Annotated in this window: 20 protein-coding genes and 1 pseudogene; 8 read left to right on the top strand and 13 right to left on the bottom strand. The window is 61.9% G+C overall.

What is annotated here, in order from left to right; translation table 11 throughout:
• Nucleotides 1-52: 52 nt before the first annotated feature.
• The gene (locus tag J7U39_RS21110; protein WP_127248936.1) at nucleotides 53-250 is read right to left on the bottom strand and encodes a hypothetical protein; all 198 of its coding nucleotides are present in this window, start codon (nucleotides 248-250) and stop codon (nucleotides 53-55) included.
• On the opposite strand from J7U39_RS21110, the gene J7U39_RS21105 reads away from it, so the two are divergent.
• Nucleotides 237-1088, top strand: a complete 852-nt coding sequence (locus tag J7U39_RS21105) for a sugar phosphate isomerase/epimerase (RefSeq protein ID WP_210631738.1) — start codon at nucleotides 237-239, stop codon at nucleotides 1086-1088. The two genes, J7U39_RS21110 and J7U39_RS21105, sit on opposite strands and share 14 nt — an antisense overlap.
• A 168-nt stretch (nucleotides 1089-1256) precedes the next feature.
• On the opposite strand, the gene putA is transcribed toward J7U39_RS21105, so the two are convergent.
• Nucleotides 1257-4964: a trifunctional transcriptional regulator/proline dehydrogenase/L-glutamate gamma-semialdehyde dehydrogenase gene (gene putA / locus J7U39_RS21100; protein WP_210631737.1), complete on the bottom strand. Its 3708-nt coding sequence runs from the start codon at nucleotides 4962-4964 to the stop codon at nucleotides 1257-1259.
• Nucleotides 4965-4991: 27 nt separating this feature from the next.
• Nucleotides 4992-5198 (bottom strand): hypothetical protein, encoded by a 207-nt coding sequence (locus tag J7U39_RS21095; RefSeq protein WP_210631736.1) that lies wholly within the window; start codon nucleotides 5196-5198, stop codon nucleotides 4992-4994.
• Nucleotides 5199-5370: 172 nt separating this feature from the next.
• Between J7U39_RS21095 and J7U39_RS21090 the strand changes: the two genes are divergently transcribed.
• Together J7U39_RS21090 and J7U39_RS21085 are read left to right on the top strand one after the other, a co-directional pair.
• On the top strand, nucleotides 5371-5865 hold the full coding sequence (locus tag J7U39_RS21090; protein ID WP_210631735.1) for an Lrp/AsnC ligand binding domain-containing protein: 495 nt from the start codon (nucleotides 5371-5373) through the stop codon (nucleotides 5863-5865).
• 301 nt (nucleotides 5866-6166) lie between these two features.
• Nucleotides 6167-7813: an acyltransferase gene (locus J7U39_RS21085; protein ID WP_210632194.1), complete on the top strand. Its 1647-nt coding sequence runs from the start codon at nucleotides 6167-6169 to the stop codon at nucleotides 7811-7813.
• A 136-nt stretch (nucleotides 7814-7949) separates the two neighbouring features.
• On the opposite strand, the pseudogene J7U39_RS32265 reads toward J7U39_RS21085, so the two are convergent.
• The 10 genes and pseudogenes from J7U39_RS32265 to J7U39_RS21030 form a co-directional block, all read right to left on the bottom strand.
• Nucleotides 7950-8050: pseudogene (locus J7U39_RS32265) on the bottom strand (LysR family transcriptional regulator); the annotation flags it as partial.
• A gap of 131 nt (nucleotides 8051-8181) precedes the next feature.
• Nucleotides 8182-9195 carry a GlxA family transcriptional regulator gene (locus J7U39_RS21075; RefSeq protein ID WP_210632193.1) on the bottom strand — a complete coding sequence of 338 codons (1014 nt, stop codon included), beginning with the start codon at nucleotides 9193-9195 and terminating at the stop codon, nucleotides 8182-8184.
• Nucleotides 9196-9639: 444 nt separating this feature from the next.
• Nucleotides 9640-10212, bottom strand: coding sequence for an S-(hydroxymethyl)glutathione synthase (gene gfa / locus J7U39_RS21065; protein ID WP_210631734.1), 573 nt, complete (start codon nucleotides 10210-10212; stop codon nucleotides 9640-9642).
• Between the two features lie 55 nt (nucleotides 10213-10267).
• A complete protein-coding gene (gene fghA, locus J7U39_RS21060) occupies nucleotides 10268-11104 on the bottom strand; it encodes an S-formylglutathione hydrolase (protein WP_210631733.1) in 837 nt (278 codons plus the stop codon).
• A gap of 2 nt (nucleotides 11105-11106) precedes the next feature.
• Nucleotides 11107-12234 (bottom strand): S-(hydroxymethyl)glutathione dehydrogenase/class III alcohol dehydrogenase, encoded by a 1128-nt coding sequence (locus J7U39_RS21055; protein ID WP_210631732.1) that lies wholly within the window; start codon nucleotides 12232-12234, stop codon nucleotides 11107-11109.
• A gap of 89 nt (nucleotides 12235-12323) precedes the next feature.
• Nucleotides 12324-13016: a dimethylsulfonioproprionate lyase family protein gene (locus J7U39_RS21050; protein ID WP_210631731.1), complete on the bottom strand. Its 693-nt coding sequence runs from the start codon at nucleotides 13014-13016 to the stop codon at nucleotides 12324-12326.
• A 15-nt stretch (nucleotides 13017-13031) separates the two neighbouring features.
• Complete coding sequence (locus J7U39_RS21045; RefSeq protein ID WP_210631730.1) at nucleotides 13032-13961, bottom strand: electron transfer flavoprotein subunit alpha/FixB family protein; 930 nt, start codon at nucleotides 13959-13961, stop codon at nucleotides 13032-13034.
• Nucleotides 13962-13986: 25 nt separating this feature from the next.
• The gene (locus J7U39_RS21040) at nucleotides 13987-14736 is read right to left on the bottom strand and encodes an electron transfer flavoprotein subunit beta/FixA family protein (protein WP_210631729.1); all 750 of its coding nucleotides are present in this window, start codon (nucleotides 14734-14736) and stop codon (nucleotides 13987-13989) included.
• A 116-nt stretch (nucleotides 14737-14852) separates the two neighbouring features.
• The gene (locus tag J7U39_RS21035) at nucleotides 14853-15473 is read right to left on the bottom strand and encodes a dimethylsulfoniopropionate lyase (protein WP_210631728.1); all 621 of its coding nucleotides are present in this window, start codon (nucleotides 15471-15473) and stop codon (nucleotides 14853-14855) included.
• Between the two features lie 42 nt (nucleotides 15474-15515).
• Nucleotides 15516-17552: an NADH:flavin oxidoreductase gene (locus J7U39_RS21030; protein WP_210631727.1), complete on the bottom strand. Its 2037-nt coding sequence runs from the start codon at nucleotides 17550-17552 to the stop codon at nucleotides 15516-15518.
• 147 nt (nucleotides 17553-17699) lie between these two features.
• Here J7U39_RS21030 and J7U39_RS21025 point away from each other — a divergent pair, with 147 nt between their 5' ends.
• The 5 genes from J7U39_RS21025 to J7U39_RS21005 all read left to right on the top strand — a co-directional run bounded on the left by J7U39_RS21025 (nucleotide 17700) and on the right by J7U39_RS21005 (nucleotide 22256).
• Nucleotides 17700-18329, top strand: coding sequence for a TetR/AcrR family transcriptional regulator (locus J7U39_RS21025; RefSeq protein WP_210631726.1), 630 nt, complete (start codon nucleotides 17700-17702; stop codon nucleotides 18327-18329).
• A 10-nt stretch (nucleotides 18330-18339) separates the two neighbouring features.
• Nucleotides 18340-19134 (top strand): pyrroline-5-carboxylate reductase dimerization domain-containing protein, encoded by a 795-nt coding sequence (locus J7U39_RS21020; protein WP_210631725.1) that lies wholly within the window; start codon nucleotides 18340-18342, stop codon nucleotides 19132-19134.
• Nucleotides 19135-19202: 68 nt separating this feature from the next.
• Nucleotides 19203-20204 (top strand): ABC transporter substrate-binding protein, encoded by a 1002-nt coding sequence (locus J7U39_RS21015; protein ID WP_210631724.1) that lies wholly within the window; start codon nucleotides 19203-19205, stop codon nucleotides 20202-20204.
• Between the two features lie 92 nt (nucleotides 20205-20296).
• Nucleotides 20297-21184: a proline/glycine betaine ABC transporter permease gene (locus tag J7U39_RS21010; RefSeq protein ID WP_210632172.1), complete on the top strand. Its 888-nt coding sequence runs from the start codon at nucleotides 20297-20299 to the stop codon at nucleotides 21182-21184.
• Nucleotides 21177-22256 (top strand): glycine betaine/L-proline ABC transporter ATP-binding protein, encoded by a 1080-nt coding sequence (locus tag J7U39_RS21005; RefSeq protein ID WP_210632171.1) that lies wholly within the window; start codon nucleotides 21177-21179, stop codon nucleotides 22254-22256. Before J7U39_RS21010 ends, J7U39_RS21005 begins: the two co-directional genes overlap by 8 nt.
• The last annotated feature ends 267 nt before the right edge of the window (nucleotides 22257-22523 follow it).

The following is a 22523-nucleotide window of genomic DNA, read 5'->3' as shown; positions in this document are numbered from 1 at the left end:
TTTTTGTTATCTGAAAGCTCTAACCCAATTCCCGAGCGTCCGCAAGACGGCCTCAAAATGTCGAGAAAGTCGGCGTATTCGGTTGTTTGTCGCTGTATTTCCCGCTCATGCGCGGAATCCCCGCTCCCAGTGGTGAGCGCAGCGGCTTGACCAGAGCCGCCATTTTGGTATGACCAGATTTGGGAAGTGATAAGCGCGGACGCCGCAACGCAGTGGCGAAGTGCCAAGGGGGAGAGATGAAGATCGGCATGTGCATGTTCCTCTGGACGACAGCTGTCGGCCCAAAACACGAGGCACTGTTACGCGATATCAAGGAGACGGGTTTTGATGGCGTCGAGATCCCGATCTTTTCGGGTAAACCCGACGACTACCGACGGCTGGCGGCGTTGCTCGACCGGATCGGCCTGGAACGGACCGCCGTTTCCGCCATGGGCGACCTCCGGATGAACCTGATCGCTTCCGACGCGGCAACCCGCAGACGCGGCATTGACTACGTGAAATGGGCAATCGACTGCAGCAATGCGCTTGGCGCGACTATGCTGAGCGGGCCGCTGCATTCGACGCTCGGCAAATTTTCCGGAAGCGGGCCAAGCGCGGCGGAACTCAAGCGCTCGGTTTCCTCGCAATTGGCGATTGGCGATCATGCAGCAAAGCACGGCGTTACGATAGGACTTGAGGCGCTGAACCGTTTCGAATGTTACCTGTTCAACACGATGGACGACCTTGCGGCCCATATCGACGCGGTCGGACATCCGAATATCCGTGCCATGTACGACACGTTTCACAGCAATATCGAAGAAACCGATCCTGTCGGCGCTTTTACGCGCAACAGTGACCGCATCGTGCATGTCCACATTTCGGAGAACGACCGCGGCGTTCCAGGGCGTGGCAACATTCCCTGGGCGGAGACGTTCAGGGCACTGCGCGCGAGTGGCTACGACGGATGGCTGACAATCGAAGCCTTTGGTCGGGCGCTCAAGGAGCTCGCCGCCGCAACGAAGGTCTGGCGCGACTTTTTCGAGACACCGGAATCGGTTTATCGTGAAGGGTACCGTCATATCCGCGACGGATGGGAGGCGGCGGCATAACCGCCAACCGACCAAAGGTTTCGGTGTCGGCAGGGCTGCACAGCACGGCAGACGGCGGACACGGCCGAGCTGCCAGAAGGAATGCGGGGGGGCGCGCTGCTCACGCAGACCGCCGGTTTCTCACGCTTGCCGGCAAGAGGTGCGTTTTCAGCGCGTCCGTCTCGTGCCTCAGCCGATGGCCATCAGGCTCGCATTGCCGCCGGCCGCCGCTGTGTTGATCGAAGTCGACACTTCTTCCAGCAGCCAGTTGAGGCAGTAGGCTTCGGGATCGCTCGCCAGTTCCTCGCTTGTCGCGGCCTGGACCAGCAGAAGCGGGCCGGGCAGCGCGGCGATCTTCCGGTTGACGGCAAGAACCCTGTCGCGGTCCCCTTCGACGAGCGCACCGGAGAAAGGCCCGTCCTTTGCCCAATCCGATGTCCAGGAAAGACGCCCGGCCACAGCTGCCGGAAGGTCCGCCAGGACAGGCTTCGATATCGAACCCGCGTCGATGACGACGTGGTTACCGGTGGAAAGGGCCGCGGCTATCTGGCGGTGCAGTCCGGTTTCGGTCTGCGGCACGAGCAGGATACGGCCGCGCGGATGGAGCGCATAGAGATTGCGCTCGCCGACAGGGCCGGTGAGCTCACGTTCGAGCCCGAGCGCCGATCGGCTCGCATAGCCGCGCGCCGCTTCCCCTTCGACCGTCAGGCCCTTCTTGTCGAGCCAGACGATGTAATCGCGAAGGGCGAGGTCGGTATGAACGGAATCCTGCTGCGGCGGCACCGGGGCGCGCTGCACCAGCCGGCCGATATAGAGCGGGCCACCGGCCTTCGGACCGGTTCCCGACAGGCCACGGCCGCCGAAAGGCTGCACGCCGACGACAGCGCCGATGATGTTGCGGTTGACGTAGAGGTTGCCGGCCTTGATGCGGCTCGTCACATGGGCGATCGTTTCGTCAAGCCGGGTGTGAAGGCCGAATGTCAGGCCGTAACCCGAGGCGTTGATGTCGTCGATCAGCCGATCGAGGCCGTTTCGCTTGAAGCGGACGACATGCAGGACCGGACCGAAGATCTCCCTCGTCAGGTCAGACAGCGACTTGATCTCGATGATCGTCGGTGGAACGAAGGTGCCTTTTGCTGCGCTTTGCGGCAGCGGCAGCTGCTCCACCTTGCGGCCGGCGGCCCGCATCGCTTCGATATGCTGGTCGATCTCCGCCTTCGCGCCGTCGTTGATGACAGGCCCGACATCGATACTCAGGCGATCGGTGCGGCCGATGGTCAATTCACGAAAAGCCCCCTTCAGCATAGCGAGCGTCCGGTCGGCGACGTCGTCCTGCAGGCAGAGGACGCGCAACGCCGAGCAGCGCTGGCCGGCGCTGTCGAAAGCCGATGTCACGACGTCGGCCACGACCTGTTCGGCCAGGGCGGACGAATCGACGATCATGCCGTTCTGGCCGCCGGTTTCGGCAATCAGCGGGATCGGCTTGCCGGTCGCTGACAGGCGCTCGGCGAGCTGCGCCTGGATCATGCGGGCAACTTCGGTCGAGCCGGTAAACATGACACCTGCCGTTTCCCGAGCCCCGACCATGCCGGCGCCAAGGCGGCCGCTGCCGGGCACGAATTGCAGGGCGCCGACGGGCACACCGGCCTCGTGGAGAATCTTGACGCTCTCCGAAGCGATGATCGGCGTCACACCGGCAGGTTTCGCCAACACGGGATTGCCGGCGACGAGGGCTGCGGCAACCTGGCCGGTGAAAATCGCCAGCGGGAAGTTCCACGGGCTGATGCAGACGATCGGGCCGAGCGGCAGATGCGACGGCCCGAGGGTCTTACGCGCCTGATCAGCATAATAGCGCAGGAAATCGACCGCCTCGCGCACTTCGCCGACGGCGTTGGCGGCGGATTTGCCGGCTTCGCGCATGACGATGCCCATCAGCACCTTGATACGGGCCTGCATAATGTCGGCGGCCCGATCAAGACATGCGGCACGCTCTGCCGGCGGCACGGCCGACCATTGCGGCGCATACTCGGCTGCCATCGCAACAACGCGGGCGGCTTCCTCGACCTTCAGCTCGGTCACTGTGCCGACGACATCGCTGTGATCGGCAGGATTGGGGACATCGCGCGTCACGCCATCCGTGGAGCCATCGGCGAGAATCGGAACCGCATGCCAGGGCATCGCAGCCGTGGAAGCCAGCGTCTCCGCCAGATCCGAAAGCGTGGCTTCGCTCGAGAGATCGAGGCCGCTCGAATTGGTCCGGGCGCTGCCGTAAAGCGCCTGGGGCGCGGCAATCTGCACATGCGGGGCGCCGACGACGGGCATGGCCGCGACGGTCTCGGCCGGATCGGCGATCAGCGCCTCGACCGAAACATTGGGATCGGAAATGCGATGCACGAAAGAGGAGTTGGCGCCGTTTTCGAGCAGGCGGCGGACGAGATAGGCTAGCAGCGTCTCATGCGTCCCGACGGGGGCATAGATGCGGCAGGGCCGGTCGAGCTTATCCTTGCCGACCACCTCGTCATAGAGCGGTTCGCCCATGCCGTGCAGGCACTGGAACTCGTATTTGCCGACTGCGAAGTCGGGCCCTGCCAGATGATAGATCGTGGCGAGCGTCTGCGCATTGTGGGTGGCGAATTGCGGGAAGACGGCATCGGCGGCGGCAAGCAGCTTGCGCGCGCAGGCGATGTAGGCGACGTCCGTATAGATCTTGCGGGTATAGACCGGAAAATCGTCGAGACCATCCAGCTGAGCGCGCTTGATCTCCGCATCCCAATAGGCGCCCTTGACGAGCCGGACCATCATCCGGCGCCCGGAGCGGCGGGCGAGATCGATGATGTAATCGAGCACGAAGGGGCAGCGCTTGCCATAGGCCTGCACGACGAAGCCGAGCCCGTTCCATCCGGCAAGCTGCGGAGCAAAGCAGAGTTCTTCGACAAGATCGAGCGAAAGCTCCAGCCGGTCGGCTTCCTCGGCATCGATATTGAGGCCGATATCATAGGACTTGGCGAGAGCGGCGAGCGCCTTGACCTTCGGCAGCAACTCGCCCATCACCCGGCCGGCTTGCGCTCTCACATAGCGAGGATGCAGGGCCGAAAGCTTGATCGAAATCCCGGGGCCGTCATAAATGCCGCGCCCATCCGCTGCCTTGCCAATGGCATGAATCGCCTTCTCGTAATCCTTGAAATAACGCTCGGCGTCGGCGGCGGTCGTCGCCGCCTCGCCCAGCATGTCGTAGGAATAGCGGAAACCCCGGGCCTCCAGCGGCCGGGCGCGCTTCAGCGCCTCCTCAATGGTTTCGCCGGTGACGAACTGCTCGCCCATCATGCGCATCGCCATATCGACGCCACGACGGATCACCGGCTCGCCGGCGCGCGCGATCAGCCGCGTCAGCGCCGCCGACAGACTGCGGTCGTTGACCGTCGAGGTGAGCTTGCCGGTGACGACGAGACCCCAGGTGGCGGCGTTGACGAACATGGATTTGCCGCCGCCGATATGCGAGGTCCAGTTGCCCTCGGCGATCTTGTCGCGGATCAGCGCATCGCGGGTGTCCGTATCGGGAATGCGCAGCAGTGCTTCGGCAAGGCACATGAGCGCCACGCCTTCCTGGCTGGAAAGCGAATATTCCTGAACCAGCCCTTCGACGCCGGTGCCCTTGTGCTTGGCACGCAGCGCCTCGATCAGAGTGCGGGCCGTGTTGCGGATATCATAACGCTTCGCCTCGGAAACGCGTGCGGCGGCAACGAGCGGCGGCAGGCATTCGGTTTCCGGGCGGCGATAGGCGGCCGTGATTGCCTGGCGAAGCTCGGATTGCGGCCGGATCGGCGGCGCGAAGGCGGCGAATGGCGCGCCCTCAGCGGGATCAATGGAGGAGGCGGGGTCGATCGCTGCGTTCAACATGGGAGTCCCTGTTCAATCAAAATCTGTTTAGCGGATAAATGGAACACCTGGCTCGTCATCCCAGAGTGCATCATCCAGAAAAGCCGGACCGGAATATACCGTCTCGCGAAGCGGGCGCGCCTCCGGCTTGTCGCGCTTGAGGGTGAATGCGGCCGCAACCGCTCTTATCGCCACCGGCCTGTAGTGGACGAGCAAGTCCGGCTTCTGATCGTCATCGATTTGTTTCCCGTGCATCCATGATCCCCCTGTGGTGCGGCGCCGCTGCCGATCCCGGCAATGCGCCAGACGCTCACGCCGTCCTCCCATTTGCCGACGCATAATCTATCACAGCCGCAAATCGCGATCTCACTTGATTTTAGCCATTTTCAAGCTGTATGAACTTATAAACCGATCGCCAAGAGTTCATATGGCCACAGAAACCGACACATATAGTGATTTGGACCAGTTCGACAGAAAGATCCTCGCGGCGCTGGCCGAGGATGGCAGGTTGTCGATCACCGATCTCGCGGCGCGCGTCGGGCTTTCGAAGACGCCTTGCCAGATCCGCTTCAAGCGGCTGATCAACGACGGCTATATCGAAGGCTTCAAAGCCGTCCTCAACCCCGCGAAAATGCAGCTCGACCATATTGCCTTCGTCGAGGTGAAACTTTCCGACACCCGCGAGGCTGCGCTCAAAAGCTTCAACGAGGCCATCAAGAAGATCAGGGAGGTCGAAGAGTGCCACATGATCGCCGGCCGGTTCGACTATCTCCTGAAGATCCGCACCCGCGATATCGGCCGCTACCGCCGCGTCCTGGGCGAACGCATCTCGACCCTGCCGCATGTTGCCAACACTTCGACAAATGTCGCGATGGAAACGATCAAGGAAGGCTGGGACAAATTCGGTTCGAGTCTTTCGTGATCATGAACGTCTAAGCCGTTGGGGCAGTTGCCTCGCGGGCCGCGCAGCCGTGTCTCGGTTTCCTGCCGCGTGCGCTTGGTTTCATCGGCAACGATCGGCCTGGCGCTGCTGACCACCTCATTCGTGCTGCAGAACGACGCCCGTGATACACCCTCCCCTTATGCCTGGGCGACGCGCTGACCTCCCCAGAACGCGCCTTCGACGGTCTTGCTTTCACACAAAGCACGCCATCTGATGTAGTCAGGCAAGACCGCCAAGGCAGACGAACAGCCGACGGCGGAATCTGAGAATGAGGAGCACGATGGATCACAGCCCGCAAGTATCGGCGAGCGAAGAGAACGAACCACGCCGGCTGCGATATCTCCCCTGGGAACGCATCGCGTCGGACCTCGACCATCCCACTCACCTCGCCCGCAAAGCCGCGCTCAGGCGGTCCTGCGGCGCGGAACTGGCAGAGACCTCCTATGTCGCGGAGAACGCCGCGATCTTCACCGAAAGCCTGACGATGGGCGAGCGGTCGTGGATTGCGGGGCACGCTCTCGTGCGCGGCGATGTCATCCTCGGCGACGATTGTTCCGTCAATCCCTATGCCTGCGTTTCCGGAAAGGTGACGTGCGGCAATGGGGTCCGCATTGCCTCGCATGCATCGATCGTCGGCTTCAATCATGGCTTCGACGATCCTGATCGCCCCATACACCGCCAGGGCGTCATCAGCCTCGGCATTGCCATCGGTGACGACGTCTGGATCGGCGCCAATTGCGTAATCCTCGACGGCGTCACAATCGGCAAAGGCGCCGTCATTGCCGCCGGGGCAGTCGTTACGGGGGATATTCCCCCCATGGCGATCGCCGGCGGCGTCCCTGCGCGGGTGCTGCGGCGTCGGGGCAGCGCGCCCCCGAAATCCACAGCGAGAAACATTGAAGACCAGTTGGTCAGGCTCGGACAGAAGGCGAAGGAGCAATGGCCGGAGATTCTTGCGCGCTGGAAAACCGAGGTTTCCTATGAATCGCTCGAGGCGGATGGCGTCAAAAGGCCGGCGATCCGGCATCTCTGTGATGCGATCGAGATCGCAGCCGGTTTTGGCCAGCTGCCGCCCGGCCTCGATCCGTCCGAGACAATCGAGCGGCTACAAGGCCTCCAGGATCGCGAGACAGGCCTTTTTCCTGAAGACCGTACGGGCGTGCACGGAACGTCGCTGAGGGATGATCCGAAAGCGCTCTACAATGTTCTTTCGGTCGGCTACGCGCTTGAACTGCTCGGCTCGAATCCGCGGCATCCTGTCGGGGCGGTCGATCTCGATGCCGGAGAGCTGGGCGAATGGCTGAGCGCGCTGCCCTGGCAAAGCAGGGCATGGCACGCCGGCAGCGCGGTCGACGCGATCGGCACGGCCATGTATTTCAACGCCCGGTATTTCGGCCTCCGGCAATCGCGCCAACCGCTGTTCGAGTGGCTGAACCGCAATGCCAACAGCGTCTCCGGCCTATGGGGCGAGCCGACGGCGCTGGAGGGATGGCTCCAACCGGTGAACGGTTTTTATCGCCTGACACGCGGCACTTACGCCCAGTTCGGCGTTCCGCTTCCGCACCCCCACGCCGCCCTCGAAACGGTTCACCTCAACTACCGCAACCACAAGGGCTTCGTCGGCGCGAAGCATAATGCCTGCAACCTGCTCGACACGATCCATCCCCTGCTGCTGATTGCCCGACAGACCGATTATCGGCGGGCAGATGGTGAGGCGATTGCCCGTGATCTCATTGCAAGGGCGCTGGACAGATGGCGGGACGGCGAGGGATTCCCGTTCGCCGATGGTACCGAGCCGAGCCTGCAGGGAACGGAGATGTGGCTTTCGGTCATCCACCTGTCGGCTGATTTCCTCGGCCTTGCGGATCGTTTCGCCTTCATTCCCAAGGGCGTACACCGGACGGCAACGCCCGGGCTCGGCCTGTAATCAACCAGGCGGCGGCGAGTTTGCGGGCATTGCTGCACCTGGCCTCGACCGCACGATCACTTTGTAGCGATCTTCGGCGGCAAGCTCGTTTGTCTCGAAGCGCACCAGGGCTCCGTCCTCGGGAAAGTGCCGATCAGGCAGCCGTCGGCTCGATCGCCCGGTGATACGCAGGACCAGCGGCTGGCCGAGCTCCTCCTCGAGGGCAGCGACCTGCCGGCTGACGCTTGCCTGGGTGACGCATGCTCAATGTCGAAAGCCTGATCGACGAGCCGGCTCCGGGAGCATCAATCTGGAAACCCAGGGTCACGACGAAGGGCGCGGAGCGGCTGGACAGCTTCCCTGGGAGGATATCTGAAACGGTCTCGTGTTCAGTGCGCTCTCAAAGCCGCCGCGCGATGCTGCGAGGGTGTCTGCCCGAATGTGCGCTTGAACGTCCTCGTGAATTGCGATGCGTTTTCGAAGCCGACATCGAGCGCGATCTCGATCAGCGGCGCCTTCGACTGGGCAAGGATCGATTTTGCCCGTTCCATGCGGACTCGATTATAGGCCTTGGCGGGAGACATTCCGGTCTTCTCGATGAAGATCCTCTCCAGCTGCCGCCTGGATAGCCCGACCATGGCGGCAAGCTTCTCGATCGGCATGCTGCCATCGACGAACTGCTCCATGGTAATCATCGCCGCCTTGACGCGGGCGTCGTCATAATCGTCGTAGAGCGGACGCCTGGGCTGAATGTCGGCCGGAGCGCGGGCCTTCTCGATCTGCAGCACTTCAAGCGCATTCCGTTCAGCATCGCGGCTGATGTATTTCCTGACCAGCAGCGCTGCCATATCGGCACTGCTGCTGCCGCCCGCGCAGGACCCACGCTGGCGATCGAGATTGAAGAGCCGGTCGGAGCGAACGCTGAGGTCGGGGAACCGCTCGCGGAACTCCTTATAATGCAGCCAGCTGACGCAGGATTCATGCCGCTTCATCAGGCCCGCCGCGGCAAGGATGAAGGTACCGGTGCACACGCCGATCAGCGGCACCTTCTTGGCATCCGCCTGCTTGAGGAAGGTGATGGTCTGCTGATCGACGGGGTTCTCCACGCTCAGAAGGCCGCCGACGACGGCGATATAGTCGAAGCGTGCGGGATCGACGAAGTCCGACGTCGGAGCGACCTGGACGCCGCAGCTCGAAGTGATCAGGTGCCGCGTGCTGCCGATCACCTGCCAGTCGGCAAGCACCCGTCCGGAACGGTCCTGCTCGTCGCTGGCAAGCCGCAGCGTATCCACGAACAGCGCAAAGGCGGACAACGTGAACGACCGCGACAAGACAAACCCAACCTTGAGACGGGCGGCGGGTTTCGCAGCGCCGTCTGCCTGCCGATGCTGCCCAGGTCGGATATTCATCTCATCACCGTTTCTGAATGCGCTCATCTAATCTGAAAACCGTGCGCCAGCGGGTGCCGATCGTCAACACAAATGGTGTTGTGGCCGATGACGCGCGCCCAGCCTCCGCAAGTGAACCAAGAGTTCATCACGATAATCAATACCACGAAGCGATCGACGCATTGATCGAAGCCGCGATATCGATCATCCTGATCGCGCCGTAGATCATTTCTCCCCAGATATTCAGACATTTTGCCGATGTCATTCCGAATGCCTCGAACTGGGCCGAGGGACATCAATGGTCCCGCCGCGGCGATTGATACTATCGCGGGGTCACTGCTTGTAGCCGACGTCGAGGCGAATTGCCGGAGCCGTAAGCCGCGAATTGAGAGCCGCCCTCGATCAATAGATGCCGAACTCGATCGGGGAGCGCCGGCACGCCAGCGCTCCCCGGAAGGTTCAGGCAGCCAGGACGCCGCTCCTCTTGGCGGTCCAAGTTGCGATATAGTCCATCAGGCCGGGCGAGAGACAATCATAGGGCTCGAGGCCCAACGCTTTCAGCTGCGCCCTGACGGCGTCCATCTTCGAAGGATCGAAGCCGCTTTCGATGATCGACGATACGAACGCCGCAAAAGTCGGCCTTGCCCAGCCGCCCTCCTGGAAGCGCTCCGGGTGGACGAAGGACAGTCCCTGGAAAGGATGTTCGCGCTCGACCGGCCCGTACATATGCACGCCACATTCCTTGCAGGCATGCCGCTGGATCAAGGCTGCGGAATCGACGACTGCGAGCTTGTCGCCGTTTTCCAGCACCTCGACGCTTTCGGTCGGCGCTACAGCCACAACCGAGAAGACGGCGCCTTTCGGCTTCCAGCACTTGGTGCAGCCGCAGACGTGGTTGTGGGCGATGTCACCCTTGATCCTCACCTTGACCGGGTTGCTCGCGCAGTTGCACACGAGCGTTCCGCCTGCGAAAGCAGCGTCAGTCGCTCGAAAGCCTGAATCCACTGCGGGATGTATGGCTATGCTGGTCATCGCTTTTCTCCTTCCCTCCCTGGCCGTTTGCATTATGCCCGGCCGAGCTCTGCAACTACTTTGCCAGCCTCTGCGCGTGCCAGCGCAGATGGTCCTCCATGAATGTGGAAATGAAGAAGTAGGAATGGCCGTAGCCTTCCTGCATGCGAAGCCTGAGGTCGATATCAGCCGCCTCGCAGGCTTGCCTGAGTTCGTCGGGGCGCAAACCGTCCTCCAGGAAGCTATCCGCCGTTCCCTGGTCGACGAGCAGTTCGGGGATCCGATGCCCGTCCTCGATCAGCGAGCAGGCGTCATAGGCCCGCCAGGTCTTTTCATCGGCGCCGAGATATTTTCGGAAGGCCGGTCTCGACCAGCCGGAAACCGAAGGATGGCTGATCGGCGCGAAGGCCGAGCAGCTGCGGAAACGGTCGGGGTTCTTGAGCGCGATCGTGATCGCGCCATGTCCGCCCATAGAGTGACCGAAGATCCCCTGGCGCTCCATGTCGACCGGAAATTCCGCAGCAAGGAGCCGCGGCAGCTCGTCGACGATATAGCTGTACATGCGATAATTCGCCGAATAGGGCGGCTGGGTGGCGTCGACATAAAAGCCCGCACCCTTGCCGAACTGCCAGTTGTCGGCCTCATCGGGAACGTGGTCACCGCGGGGGCTGGTATCCGGGCAGACAATGACGAGACCGAGTTCGGCGGCAAGCCGCCGATACTCGCCCTTGTCCATGACGTTGGCATGCGTGCATGTCAGGCCGGACAGATACCATAGGACCGGCAGCTTGCCCTCGGCCGCCTGCGGCGGCAGGAACACCGCGAAGGTCATGTCGCAATCGCAGGCCTCGGAACGTTCGACATAGACGCCCTGTGTGCCGCCGTGAGACTTATCAGCCGATATCGTCTTCATTCTCAGTACACCACCACGCCGCGGATGCTTTCGCCCTTGTGCATCAAGTCGAAGCCCTTGTTGATGTCTTCGAGCGGCATCGTGTGGGTGATCATCGGATCGATCTGGATCTTGCCCTGCATGTACCAGTCGACGATCTTCGGCACGTCGGTGCGGCCGCGCGCGCCGCCGAAGGCGGTGCCCATCCAGTTGCGGCCGGTCACCAGCTGGAATGGCCGCGTCGAGATTTCCTGGCCGGCGCCGGCAACGCCGATGATGACCGATTTGCCCCAGCCGCGATGCGAAGCTTCCAGCGCCTGGCGCATCACCTTGGTATTGCCGGTGCAGTCGAAGGTGTAGTCGGCGCCGCCGATCAGGTCGCCGTTGCGCTTGGTCATGTTGACCAGATGGGGAACGATGTCGTCGCCGACCTCCTTCGGATTGACGAAATGCGTCATGCCGAACTTCTCGCCCCAGGCCTTGCGATCCGGGTTGATATCGACGCCGATGATCATGTCGGCGCCGGCAAGCCGCAGCCCCTGCAGCACGTTGAGGCCGATGCCGCCGAGACCGAAGACGATCGCCGTCGATCCGATCTCGACCTTGGCGGTGTTGATGACGGCGCCGATGCCTGTGGTGACGCCGCAGCCGATGTAGCAGACCTTGTCGAAGGGCGCGTCGGGATTGATCTTGGCGAGCGCGATCTCCGGCAGCACCGTGTAGTTGGCGAAGGTCGAGCAGCCCATATAGTGGTGGATCTTGTCCTTGCCGATCGAGAAGCGGCTCGTGCCGTCCGGCATCACGCCCTGACCCTGGGTTGATCGAATCGAGGTGCAGAGATTGGTCTTGCGGGAGGTGCAGGAATAACACTCGCGGCATTCCGGTGTATAAAGCGGGATGACGTGATCGCCCTTCTTCACCGAGGTCACACCCGGGCCGACATCGACGACGATGCCGGCGCCCTCATGGCCGAGGATGGCCGGAAACAGGCCTTCCGGATCGGCGCCCGACAGGGTGAAATCATCGGTGTGGCAGATGCCGGTCGCCTTGACTTCCACCAGCACTTCGCCGGCCTTCGGGCCGTCGAGTTGCACGGTCATCACTTCGAGCGGTTTTCCAGCCTGAACGGCAACGGCGGCGCGAACGTCCATTTGATAATCCTTCCTATTAAATCAATCTCGATAGTCAGATATGCTGAGATACGACCGAGAGATCGAAACGATCTTCGGCGGCACCTTTGTCATCCCGGCTCGACCTGACACCAGACGGCGAGAAGCGGCTGGGCCGTACATCGGATCGCGAACGATTGCCCTGCATCGTTCGCGAAGACGGTTCCGGTCGCGGCGGAAAACCATTGGGAATCGCCGAGACGGACTTCGCCCGGCGACAGCAGAATGAAGGCGCGCGGCTGCGTCTGAACATGATCGGGGAAGCGGGTGTAGCGATCCATATAGATCACCCCCACCCGGAGATCTGCTCGTTCCTCCATGCCGCCCGGACCGACCAGAACCGCATGCGAGTGCATGTTGCCGAAGTTCAGGCTTGCAAAGGGGCCGGTCCGGCCGCGTCTCCACAACAGCTTGTCGGCGAGACTCTTGAACTGGCCGGCGATCGCCTCATATTTCCGTCCGGATTTTGCCAGATGACCGATGGCGTCATCCAGACCTTCGGGCACGCCGGGAAGAGGGCCGGCCTCCGGCCGCACCTTGCCTGTCTTGAGCAGCCTCTGCAGGACCTTGCCGGCGACGAAACTGGCCACGGCGGGAGCCTCCGCCGACAGCATCAGCCCGCCGATATCGTTGAGGAATTCCTGCAGCGGTCGAGGACGCCTTTCCCTGCCGATGTCGTGCAGCCTGATATAGGCCGGCTTTTCCTCATCGTTCAGGAGAAGGTCGGCACCAGGTCTGATTGGACGTCCCACCGCACGCGCCACGTTCAGTCTCCTCGCTCAGAGCGCCTTTTGCAATTCCGGCAGTGCTTCGAAGAGATCGGCGACGAGGCCATAGTCGGCGACCTGGAAGATCGGCGCCTCCTCGTCCTTGTTGATGGCGACGATCACCTTACTATCCTTCATGCCGGCGAGATGCTGGATGGCGCCGGAGATGCCGCAGGCGATATAGAGATCGGGCGCCACCACCTTGCCGGTCTGACCGACCTGCCAGTCGTTCGGGGCATAACCGGCATCGACGGCGGCACGGGATGCGCCGACGGCGGCGCCGAGCTTGTCGGCAACCGGCAGGATGACTTCCTTGAACTTCTCGGCCGAGCCGAGTGCGCGGCCGCCCGAGATGATGACCTTGGCCGAGGTCAGTTCCGGACGTTCCGACGCCGACAGTGCATCGGAGACGAAACGCGACAGGCCCGGATCGGAGACGGCCGGGATCGCCTCGACCGTTGCCGAACCGCCTTCAGCCGCGGAGGCAAAGGAAGCGGTGCGCACGGTGATCACCTTCTTGGCATCGCTTGATTGCACCGTCTGGATGGCGTTGCCGGCATAGATCGGCCGCTTGAAGGTGTCGGCGGAGACGACCTCGATGATCTCCGAGACCTGGGCGACGTCGAGCAGGGCGGCAACGCGCGGCAGCACCGTCTTGCCGACCGAAGTGGCGGCCGAGACGATCGTGTCGTAGGAGCCGGCAAGCGAGACGATCAGATCGGCCAGCGGTTCGGCGAGATTGTTGGCAAGCGCGTCGCTTTCGGCGAGCAGCACCTTGGAGACGCCGGAGAGTTTTGCCGCCTGATCGGCCGCAGCCCTGGCAGCCTTGCCGGCAACCAGCACATGCACGTCGGAGCCGATCTGGCTTGCCGCCGTCAGCGCCTTGGCGGTCTGGTCGGAAAGGTGATTGCCGTCATGGTCGGCCAGAAGAAGAATGGTCATGATAGTTGCTCCTGTTCCAGCCCGATTACAGCACGCCGGCTTCGTTCTTCAGCTTGTCGACAAGCTCAGTGACCGACTTGACCTTGACGCCGGCCTTGCGGCCGGACGGCTCCTCGGTCTTCAGCACCTTCAGCCGCGGCGTCGTGTCGACGCCGAAATCGGCAGGAGCTTGTCTATCGAGCGGCTTCTTCTTCGCCTTCATGATGTTCGGCAGCGAGGCATAACGCGGCTCGTTCAGTCTGAGATCGGTGGTGATGACCGCCGGCAGCTTGATCTCGATCGTCTGCAGGCCGCCATCGACCTCGCGGGTGACCTGCGCCTTGCCGTCCCCAATCTCGATCTTCGAGGCGAAGGTTGCCTGGGCTGAGCCCAGCAGCGCCGCCAGCATCTGGCCGGTCTGGTTCGAATCGTCGTCGATCGCCTGCTTGCCGACGATGACAAGCCCCGGCTGCTCGGCATCAGCCACCGCTTTCAGGATCTTGGCGACGGCGAGCGGCTCGACCTGATCGTCGGTCTCGACCAGGATCGCCCGGTCGGCGCCCATGGCGAGCGCCGTCCGCAGCGTCTCCTCGGCTTTGGCGGGGCCGATCGACACGACCACCACTTCTTCCGCCTTGCCGGCCTCCTTCAGCCGCAGCGCTTCTTCCACCGAGATCTCGTCGAACGGGTTCATCGACATCTTCACATTGGCAAGCTCGACACCCGTGCCATCCGGCTTCACCCGGATCTTCACGTTGTAGTCGACAACCCGTTTGACGGGCACGAGAATCTTCATGGCAAGCCCCTTTATCCAAAGCGCGCCGCGATCTTTCAGATTCGCTTGCTCTGCGCTTTAACTCGTTTTTACGTAAGCCGTTGCCGCAACCGCCGCACAGCTTTGCGCGACATGCTTTAGACAGCCGGCCGCCAATGCGACCGCTCGGCAAGCAACGCCCAGAAGGCGAAGAGCGGCGTCTCCGCCGACCGCATGGCATGTTTGATCCTGGGAATATTATAGAACGACCCGCCGATACCAGGCGAGAACCAGTTCCCCTCCCCCTGCTGGAACTCTCCCTTGGACAGCATGAGATAGACTTCCTCCGGCGCATGGTCATAATCGGGATAGCGCACGTGAGGCGCCATCAATGTCACGCCGAACCACAGGTCACTTCGCTCCTCCAATCCACCCGGCCCGACGATCATGGCATTGGCATGCCCATCAACGAAATTGTCGCTGGCCGTGGTGTGGTCATACTTTGTGCGGCGACGCCATTCAAGCATTGGCTCGATGCCTTTGAACCCCTCGATCAATCGCGCCAGCGAAGCATAGGACGTATCGACGGCGAGCGCCATATCGAGGTGAGCGCAGACCGGTAACCGGCTTCCCTCTCCGGCGCGCGCAGTCCCCTGACGCTCCAGCGCCGCGAAGAACTGCCCGATCGAGCGGCGGGCTTCCGGAGCCCTGGCGAACTGGCCGAAAGCGACCGAAGCGGCTTCCAGGAAATGCTGGAGGCTTTCGTTGCGCAGACTCATATCATCCCCTCCCGATCGGCCGACAGGCGGCCGCTCTGACAATCATATATCCTTTGCGATGCGCAGACCGTCATAGACAGCGGCATGCGTATTGCGGGCAGCGACGGCGTCGCCGATCCGGAACAATTGGAACTTGCCCTCTGGATTGCGGATGACGGATTGCGGTTGCCCCTGGAGAAGCTGGTCGTGCGAGACCTCGCCGAGATTATTCGACTTGGGCTTCAGCTCGAAATAGAGTTCGTCGAGCGGGATGGTCCCGTGATTGACGACGATCTGGTCGTAGCTGTGCTGACGGGCAATTCCGCCGTAATCGCTGCCGATGAGGGCGACGAGCTGGTTACCTCTCTTCTCGACGGCCTCCAGCCGATAGGTAACGGTGAAGGTCACGTCGTACTTTTGGAGCGAGCGCATATAGGGAACCAGGTTCATCGCCATGACCTCCGGCGCGAAGGACCGGTCCGGCGTCATGATCTCGACTTTGGAGCCCGCCTTGGCAATGAACTCCGCCGCCTGAAGCGCTGCATGATCGCCGGCGTCGTCGAAAACAAGCACGTTGGTTCCGGGTTTCACATCGCCGGAGATGATGTCCCAAGAGGAGACCACCAGCTCGTTGCCGCTGGTGAGCACCTCGGTATGCGGCAGGCCGCCAGTGGCGATGATGACGACATCGGGGTTCTCCGCCTCGATCGTGTCGGGTTCCGCCCAGGTGTTGAAGTGGAAGGTGACATCGTATTTCTCACACTGGGTCATGCGCCAGTCGATGATGCTGATCATTTCCCTGCGGCGTTCGCTTTGGGCGGTGAGGCGGATCTGACCGCCTGGATTGTTCGCCGCTTCGAAAACCACCACCTGGTGGCCGCGCTCGCCAGCGACGCGCGCAGCCTCCAGCCCGGCCGGGCCGGCGCCGACAATGACGACCTTCTTTCTGACGTCGGCCTTTGCCAGGATATGCGGCATCGTCAATTCGCGGCCGGTGGCGGCATTGTGGATGCAGTAGGCGGCCCCACCTTGATAGATGCGGTCGAGACAGTAGTTGGCGCCGACACAGGGGCGGATATCCTCTTCCCGCTTCTCGATGATCTTGCGGACGATGTGCGGGTCGGTCATGTGGGCGCGGGTCATGCCGACCATGTCGACTTTTCCTGCTGCAATCGCATGTCGCGCCGTGGCGACGTCGGGAATCTTCGCCGCATGAAAGGTCGGGAAGTTGGTCGCGGCGCGGATTTCACCGGCAAAATCCAGGTGCGGTGAGTTCGCCATGCCCTGGATCGGGATGACGTCGGTCAGACCGGCGTCGGTGTCGATATGGCCGCGAATGACGTTCAGATAGTCGATAAGCCCGCTGTCGCGCAGCCGCTTCGAAATCTCTATGCCTTCAGCTTGCCCGTTTCCGCCGGGCAGGCACTCGTCCGCCGTATAGCGTACGCCGAGGATGAATTCGTCCCCCACTCTCTCGCGGATCGCCCTGAACACGTCGAAACAGAAGCGCATGCGGTTCTCGAGCGCACCCCCATAGGGGCCGTCGAGTTCGTTGGTGAGCGGAGACGCGAACTGGTCGATCAGGTGGCCGTAGGCCTCCAGCTCGATTCCATCCATGCCGCCCGCCTTCATCCGTTCGGCCGCGTCGGCAAAATCCTTGATGATGCGCTCGATGTCCCAATCTTCCACCTTCTTCGGGAAGGCGCGATGCGAAGCCTCGCGAAGATGCGACGGGGCGACGACCGGCAGCCAGTCACCCTTGTCCCAGCGCGTGCGCCGGCCGAGATGGGTAAGCTGGATCATGATCGCCGCACCCTCTTCATGCACGGCGTCGGTCATTTCCCTGATCCAGGGGACGATCTCGTCCTTATAGGCGAGCAAGTTGTTGAAGACGGGCGGACTGTCCCGGGAAACCGCGGCGGAGCCTGCCGTCATCGTCAAGGCCACCCCGCCCTTTGCCCGCTCCACGGTATAGGCCCGATACGTCTCCTTCGGCATGCCGTCCTCGGGATAGGCCGGCTCATGCGCGGTTACGATGATGCGGTTACGCAACGTCAGATGCTTGAGTTGGTAGGGCTGAAGAAGAGGATCGTTCGACATGGGCCGTGGTTCCGGATTAAAAACATCGAAGCAGACGCTAAGTGCAATGTACACAAGTGTCAATCTTGAAAACAATACAGTCACCATATTCGACACTTATGTACATTTTTCTTGTGCGAGGCCGCGGAATTTGCTAGGAGAGAATGCATGGACCAGGCTTTGAACGACACCGGTTGGCGCGGATCGCACGAGGGATGGCTGGAAGCAGCCTACCAGGCGCTGCTGGAATCTGGCGTGGATTCGGTGAAGATTCTGCCGCTCGCAAAAAAGCTCAATCTCTCGCGGACGAGCTTCTACTGGTTCTTCAAGGATCGGGAGGAACTCTTGAGCGCGCTGGTGGCGCGATGGCGTGAGAAAAACACCGGCAATATCGTCAAACAGTCCGAAGCCTATGCAGAGTCACTGGCCGAAGCGATGCTCAATGTCTTCGATTGCTGGCTGAACACCGATCTCTTCGACGCCAAGTTCGAGTTTGCCGTGCGCAGCTGGGCGCTGCAGTCGGACGAGCTTCTGGCCGAGGTCCACAAGGCCGATCAGATCCGGTTGGAGGCACTCAAACGCATGTTTATGCGGTTCGGAGTACCAGAAACGACATCGGATGTCAGAGCGCGGACAACTTATCTCGTTCAGATCGGGTACATTTCCATGCAGTCGAAGGAGGAACTCGCCGTCCGCATGAAACGGATTCCGGAATATATCGCGATCTACACGGGCGAAGTGCCGCAGCAGAGGGAGCTCGACCGCTTCTTCGCGCGGCACGGCTATAGGTCCGGCTGAGGAAACCGAGATGAGCGTTTCCTTGAGGATTGGTATTATTGGCGGTGGCGGCTGGCTTGGTGGAGCCATCGCGGGCTCGATCCTCGATTCCGGCCTGGTTGATGCTCGAAATCTCTGCCTCTCCTATCGCAGCCGACAGCCCGACTGTTTCCCGGATTCCTTCTGGACCAGGGACAATCAGGAGCTTACCGACCGCTCTGATGTGGTCCTTCTCTCCGTCCGCCCCGATGACTGGCATCCGCTCGCCGTCGACGCCTCCGGCAAGCTCGTCATCTCAGTCATGGCCGGCATTCGCCTGAGCGCCCTTTCGGAGCGCCACAAGACCGGCCGCGTCGTTCGCGCCCTGCCAAATGCCGCTGCCGAAGTGGCAAAATCCTATACGCCATGGATCGGGGCGAGCGGCATCACTGGAGATGACCGGGCCATGGTCCGCGCGATCTTCGAGACCTGCGGATCTGAGGACGAAGTCGCAAGGGAAAGCGACATCGATTACCTCACAGGCCTTGCCGGCTCAGGGCCGGTATTCCCGGCGCTGCTCGCCGCCGCCATGATGCGCGACGCCGTCGCCCGCGGCCTGCCCGCCGAGGTTGCGCGCCGCGCCGTCAATACAGTGATATCAGGCGCCGGCCGGCTGCTGGAGCGCCGCAACGAATGTCCCGACAACGTCGTTCAAACCTTTCTCGACTATCGCGGCACCACCGCGGCAGCCATCGAAGGCATGCGCGCCGCCGGGTTCGACGCTGCGGTGGGGGAAGGACTATCGGCAACATTCAAGAAATCGGTGAGTATGGGAGCTGTTTCCTGACGACCGTTGAGGGTGGGTACTGCGGCACCCCGCCTGGCCAGATCAGCCGCTAAATAGAGGGAACGAGAATGAAGAAACTACTTGCATCGACATGCTTGACGTTCGGCCTGATCGGCGGCGCGTCCTTCGCCGGCGCCGCCGAATGCGGCAGCGTCACCATCGCCAGCATGAACTGGCAAAGCGCCGAAGTTCTCTCCAATCTGGACAAGTTCATCCTGAACGAAGGTTACGGCTGCAGCGCCGACATCACCGTTGGCGACACTGTCCCGACGATCACCTCCATGGCCGAAAAAGGCCAGCCGGATATCGCGCCCGAAGCCTGGATCGACCTCCTGCCTGACGTCGTCAAGAAGGGCACCGAAGAAGGCCGCATCGTTCAGGTCGGCTCGCCACTGCCGGATGGCGGCGTACAGGGCTGGTGGATTCCGAAATATCTCGCCGACGCCCATCCCGATATCAAAACGATCGGCGATGCGCTGAAGCATCCGGAACTCTTCCCCGATTCTGAAGATCCGAAGAAGGGCGCCGTCGTCAATGGCCCGCAGGGCTGGGGCGGCACGGTCGTCACCTCGCAGCTCTACAAGGCGTTTGATGCCGAAAAGGCGGGCTTCACCCTCGTCGACACCGGCTCTGCCGCCGGTCTCGACGGTTCGATCGCCAAGGCTTACGAGCGCAAGGAAGGCTGGGTCGGCTATTACTGGGCGCCGACCGCTCTGCTCGGCAAGTATCAGATGGTCAAGCTGGAAGCCGGCGTGCCGGAGGATGCCGCCGAGTGGAAACGCTGCATCACCGTTGCCGACTGCCCCGATCCGAAGCCGGCGGCATGGCCGGTCGATCACGTCGTCACCCTGGTTGCCAAGCCTTTCTCCGAAAAGGTCGGGCCTGAGGTCATGGACTACCTGAAGAAGCGCTCCTGGAGCAACGACACCGTCAACAAGCTGATGGCCTGGATGACGGATAATCAGGCGACCGGCGAAGACGGCGCCAAGCACTTCCTGGAAGAAAACAAGGACATTTGGACCAAGTGGGTCTCGCCTGAAGCAGCCAAGAAGATCGAAGCTGCTCTCTAGGCCAAAATTGCGGTGCGCGAAAAGCGCACCGCCCTCACGCGCCGACAAAATCAAAAAGACTGCTACGGCTCTTTGACAAAAGGGGAACCGAGATGGAATGGTTTTACAAATTCCCGCACATGAACGATGACGCGCTTCGGAATCTGAAGAAGGCGATCGATGACGGCTTTCGCGGCTTTACCCGCAGCTATGGCGACGGCATCGAAAGCCTCTTCGTTCCGCTGCAGCACTTCCTCATCGCCGCCGAACGCTTCATGACGCAGACGCCATGGCCGATCATCACCTTGATCGTCCTCGTCATTGCATGGTTTGCGAGCCGCAGCTTGAAGATCGTCGTCGGCTGCCTGGTGACGCTGATGCTGATCGGCTACTTCGACATGTGGGACGACACGATGCGGACGGTCTCGATGATCTTCGTCTGTACCGTGCTCTCCATCGCCATCGGCATCCCGATCGGGATCCTGATGGCTCGCTCCGACCGGCTGCAGCGCGTCGTCAATCCGATCCTCGACGTTATGCAGACGATGCCGAGCTTCGTCTATCTCATCCCCGTCGTCATGCTGCTCGGCATCGGCAAGGTGCCTGGTCTGATCGCCGTCGTCATCTACGCGATCCCGCCGATGATCCGCTTGACCGATCTCGGCATCCGCCTGGTGGACAAGGACGTGCTGGAAGCGGCCGACGCCTTCGGGACGTCGCGGTCTCAGAAGCTTTTCAAGGTGCAGCTGCCGCTGGCGCTTCCTACCATCATGGCCGGCATCAACCAGACGATCATGATGGCGCTCGCCATGGTGGTCATCGCTTCCATGATCGGCGTCCAGGGTCTCGGCCAGCCGGTGCTCAAGGCGATCGCCAACCAGTACTTCACGCTGGGCATTTTCAACGGCCTTGCCATCGTCGGCATCGCCATCATCTTCGACCGGGTCAGCCAGGCATATGGCAAAAGGCTCCAGAAGCATCAGGAGACCGTCCATGGCTGAGCATCGTTTCGGCGGCATCAAGATCCGCCACCTCTACAAGATCTTCGGCCCCAATCCCGCCTCTTATGTCGAAGCGGTGCAGAAGGGGCTGACGAAGACCGAACTCAACGAAAAGCACGGTCACGTCCTGGGCCTCAGGGATATCAATGTCGAGATCCCCTCCGGCTGCATTCAGGTCATCATGGGCCTTTCCGGTTCGGGCAAATCGACGCTCATTCGCCACATCAATCGCCTGATCGATCCGACATCCGGCGAAGTGCTGGTCGACGGCGTCGATGTTGTGAAGATGAACGAAGCCGAATTGCGGACGTTTCGGCGGCAACAGACGGCGATGGTGTTTCAGAAATTCGCACTTCTGCCGCACCGCAATGTCCTCGACAACACCATCTTCGGTCTCGAAGTGCAGGGGATGGAGCGTGCGAAAGCCGTTGAAATCGCCATGCGCTGGATCGAGCGCGTCGGGCTGAAAGGCTTCGAGCAAAAATACCCGAACCAGCTTTCCGGCGGCATGCAGCAGCGCGTCGGCCTGGCGCGGGCCCTTTCCAACGATGCGCCGGTGCTTCTGATGGACGAAGCCTATTCGGCGCTCGATCCCTTGATCCGCACGGATATGCAGACTGTCCTTCTCGACATTCAGAAAGAGATCAAGAAGACCATCGTCTTCATCACCCACGATCTCGACGAGGCTTTGCGCCTGGGCGACCAGATCGCCATCCTGCGCGACGGCGAAGTGATTCAGCAGGGCACCAGCCAGGACATCGTGCTGCGCCCGGCCGACGATTACATCGCCAACTTCGTCAAGGAAGTGAACCGAGGCCGGGTCGTCCATGTCGAAGCCGTCATGACACCTTTGCACTCCGCCGCAGCGCCTGGCGGCTTGACGATCGCATCGGGTACGACCGTGGAAGAAGCCGTCCGAATACTGGCTTCGACACCGAACGACGATGCCAGGGTGGTTTCGCCGTCGGGAGAAACCTTGGGCCTTGTCACCTTCCGCCAGCTCGCCGGTGCAATGGTGAACTCGCTGGAGGTGGCTCCCCCACGCGAAAGCGCCCTTTCGATCGCGCTCTGAACCTACGGGCGCGGGCTCTCCCGGTCTGGCCGGCGGCACCGACGTTCGGCGCGTCACCACGCACCGCAATCGGCAAGCCGGCTGCTGAGGGATCACGAATGCGGGCTCGGGGAGATCCTCGGCCGGCGCGAGCGGCGCCTGACAAAGCTCGCGGGCAGTCGTTAGACTTGACTCTTATATCGACACGTCGGATGTCGAGGCGATCGGTACCGATGCTGTCGCCCTGCCAACGGGTTTGATTCTCCGAAACCTGCTTTCAGAGGGCTG

Origin of the sequence: Rhizobium sp. NLR16a (assembly GCF_017948245.1) — a bacterium.
Lineage (GTDB): Bacteria > Pseudomonadota > Alphaproteobacteria > Rhizobiales > Rhizobiaceae > Rhizobium.
This window is presented reverse-complemented; position numbering and strand designations above follow the sequence as displayed.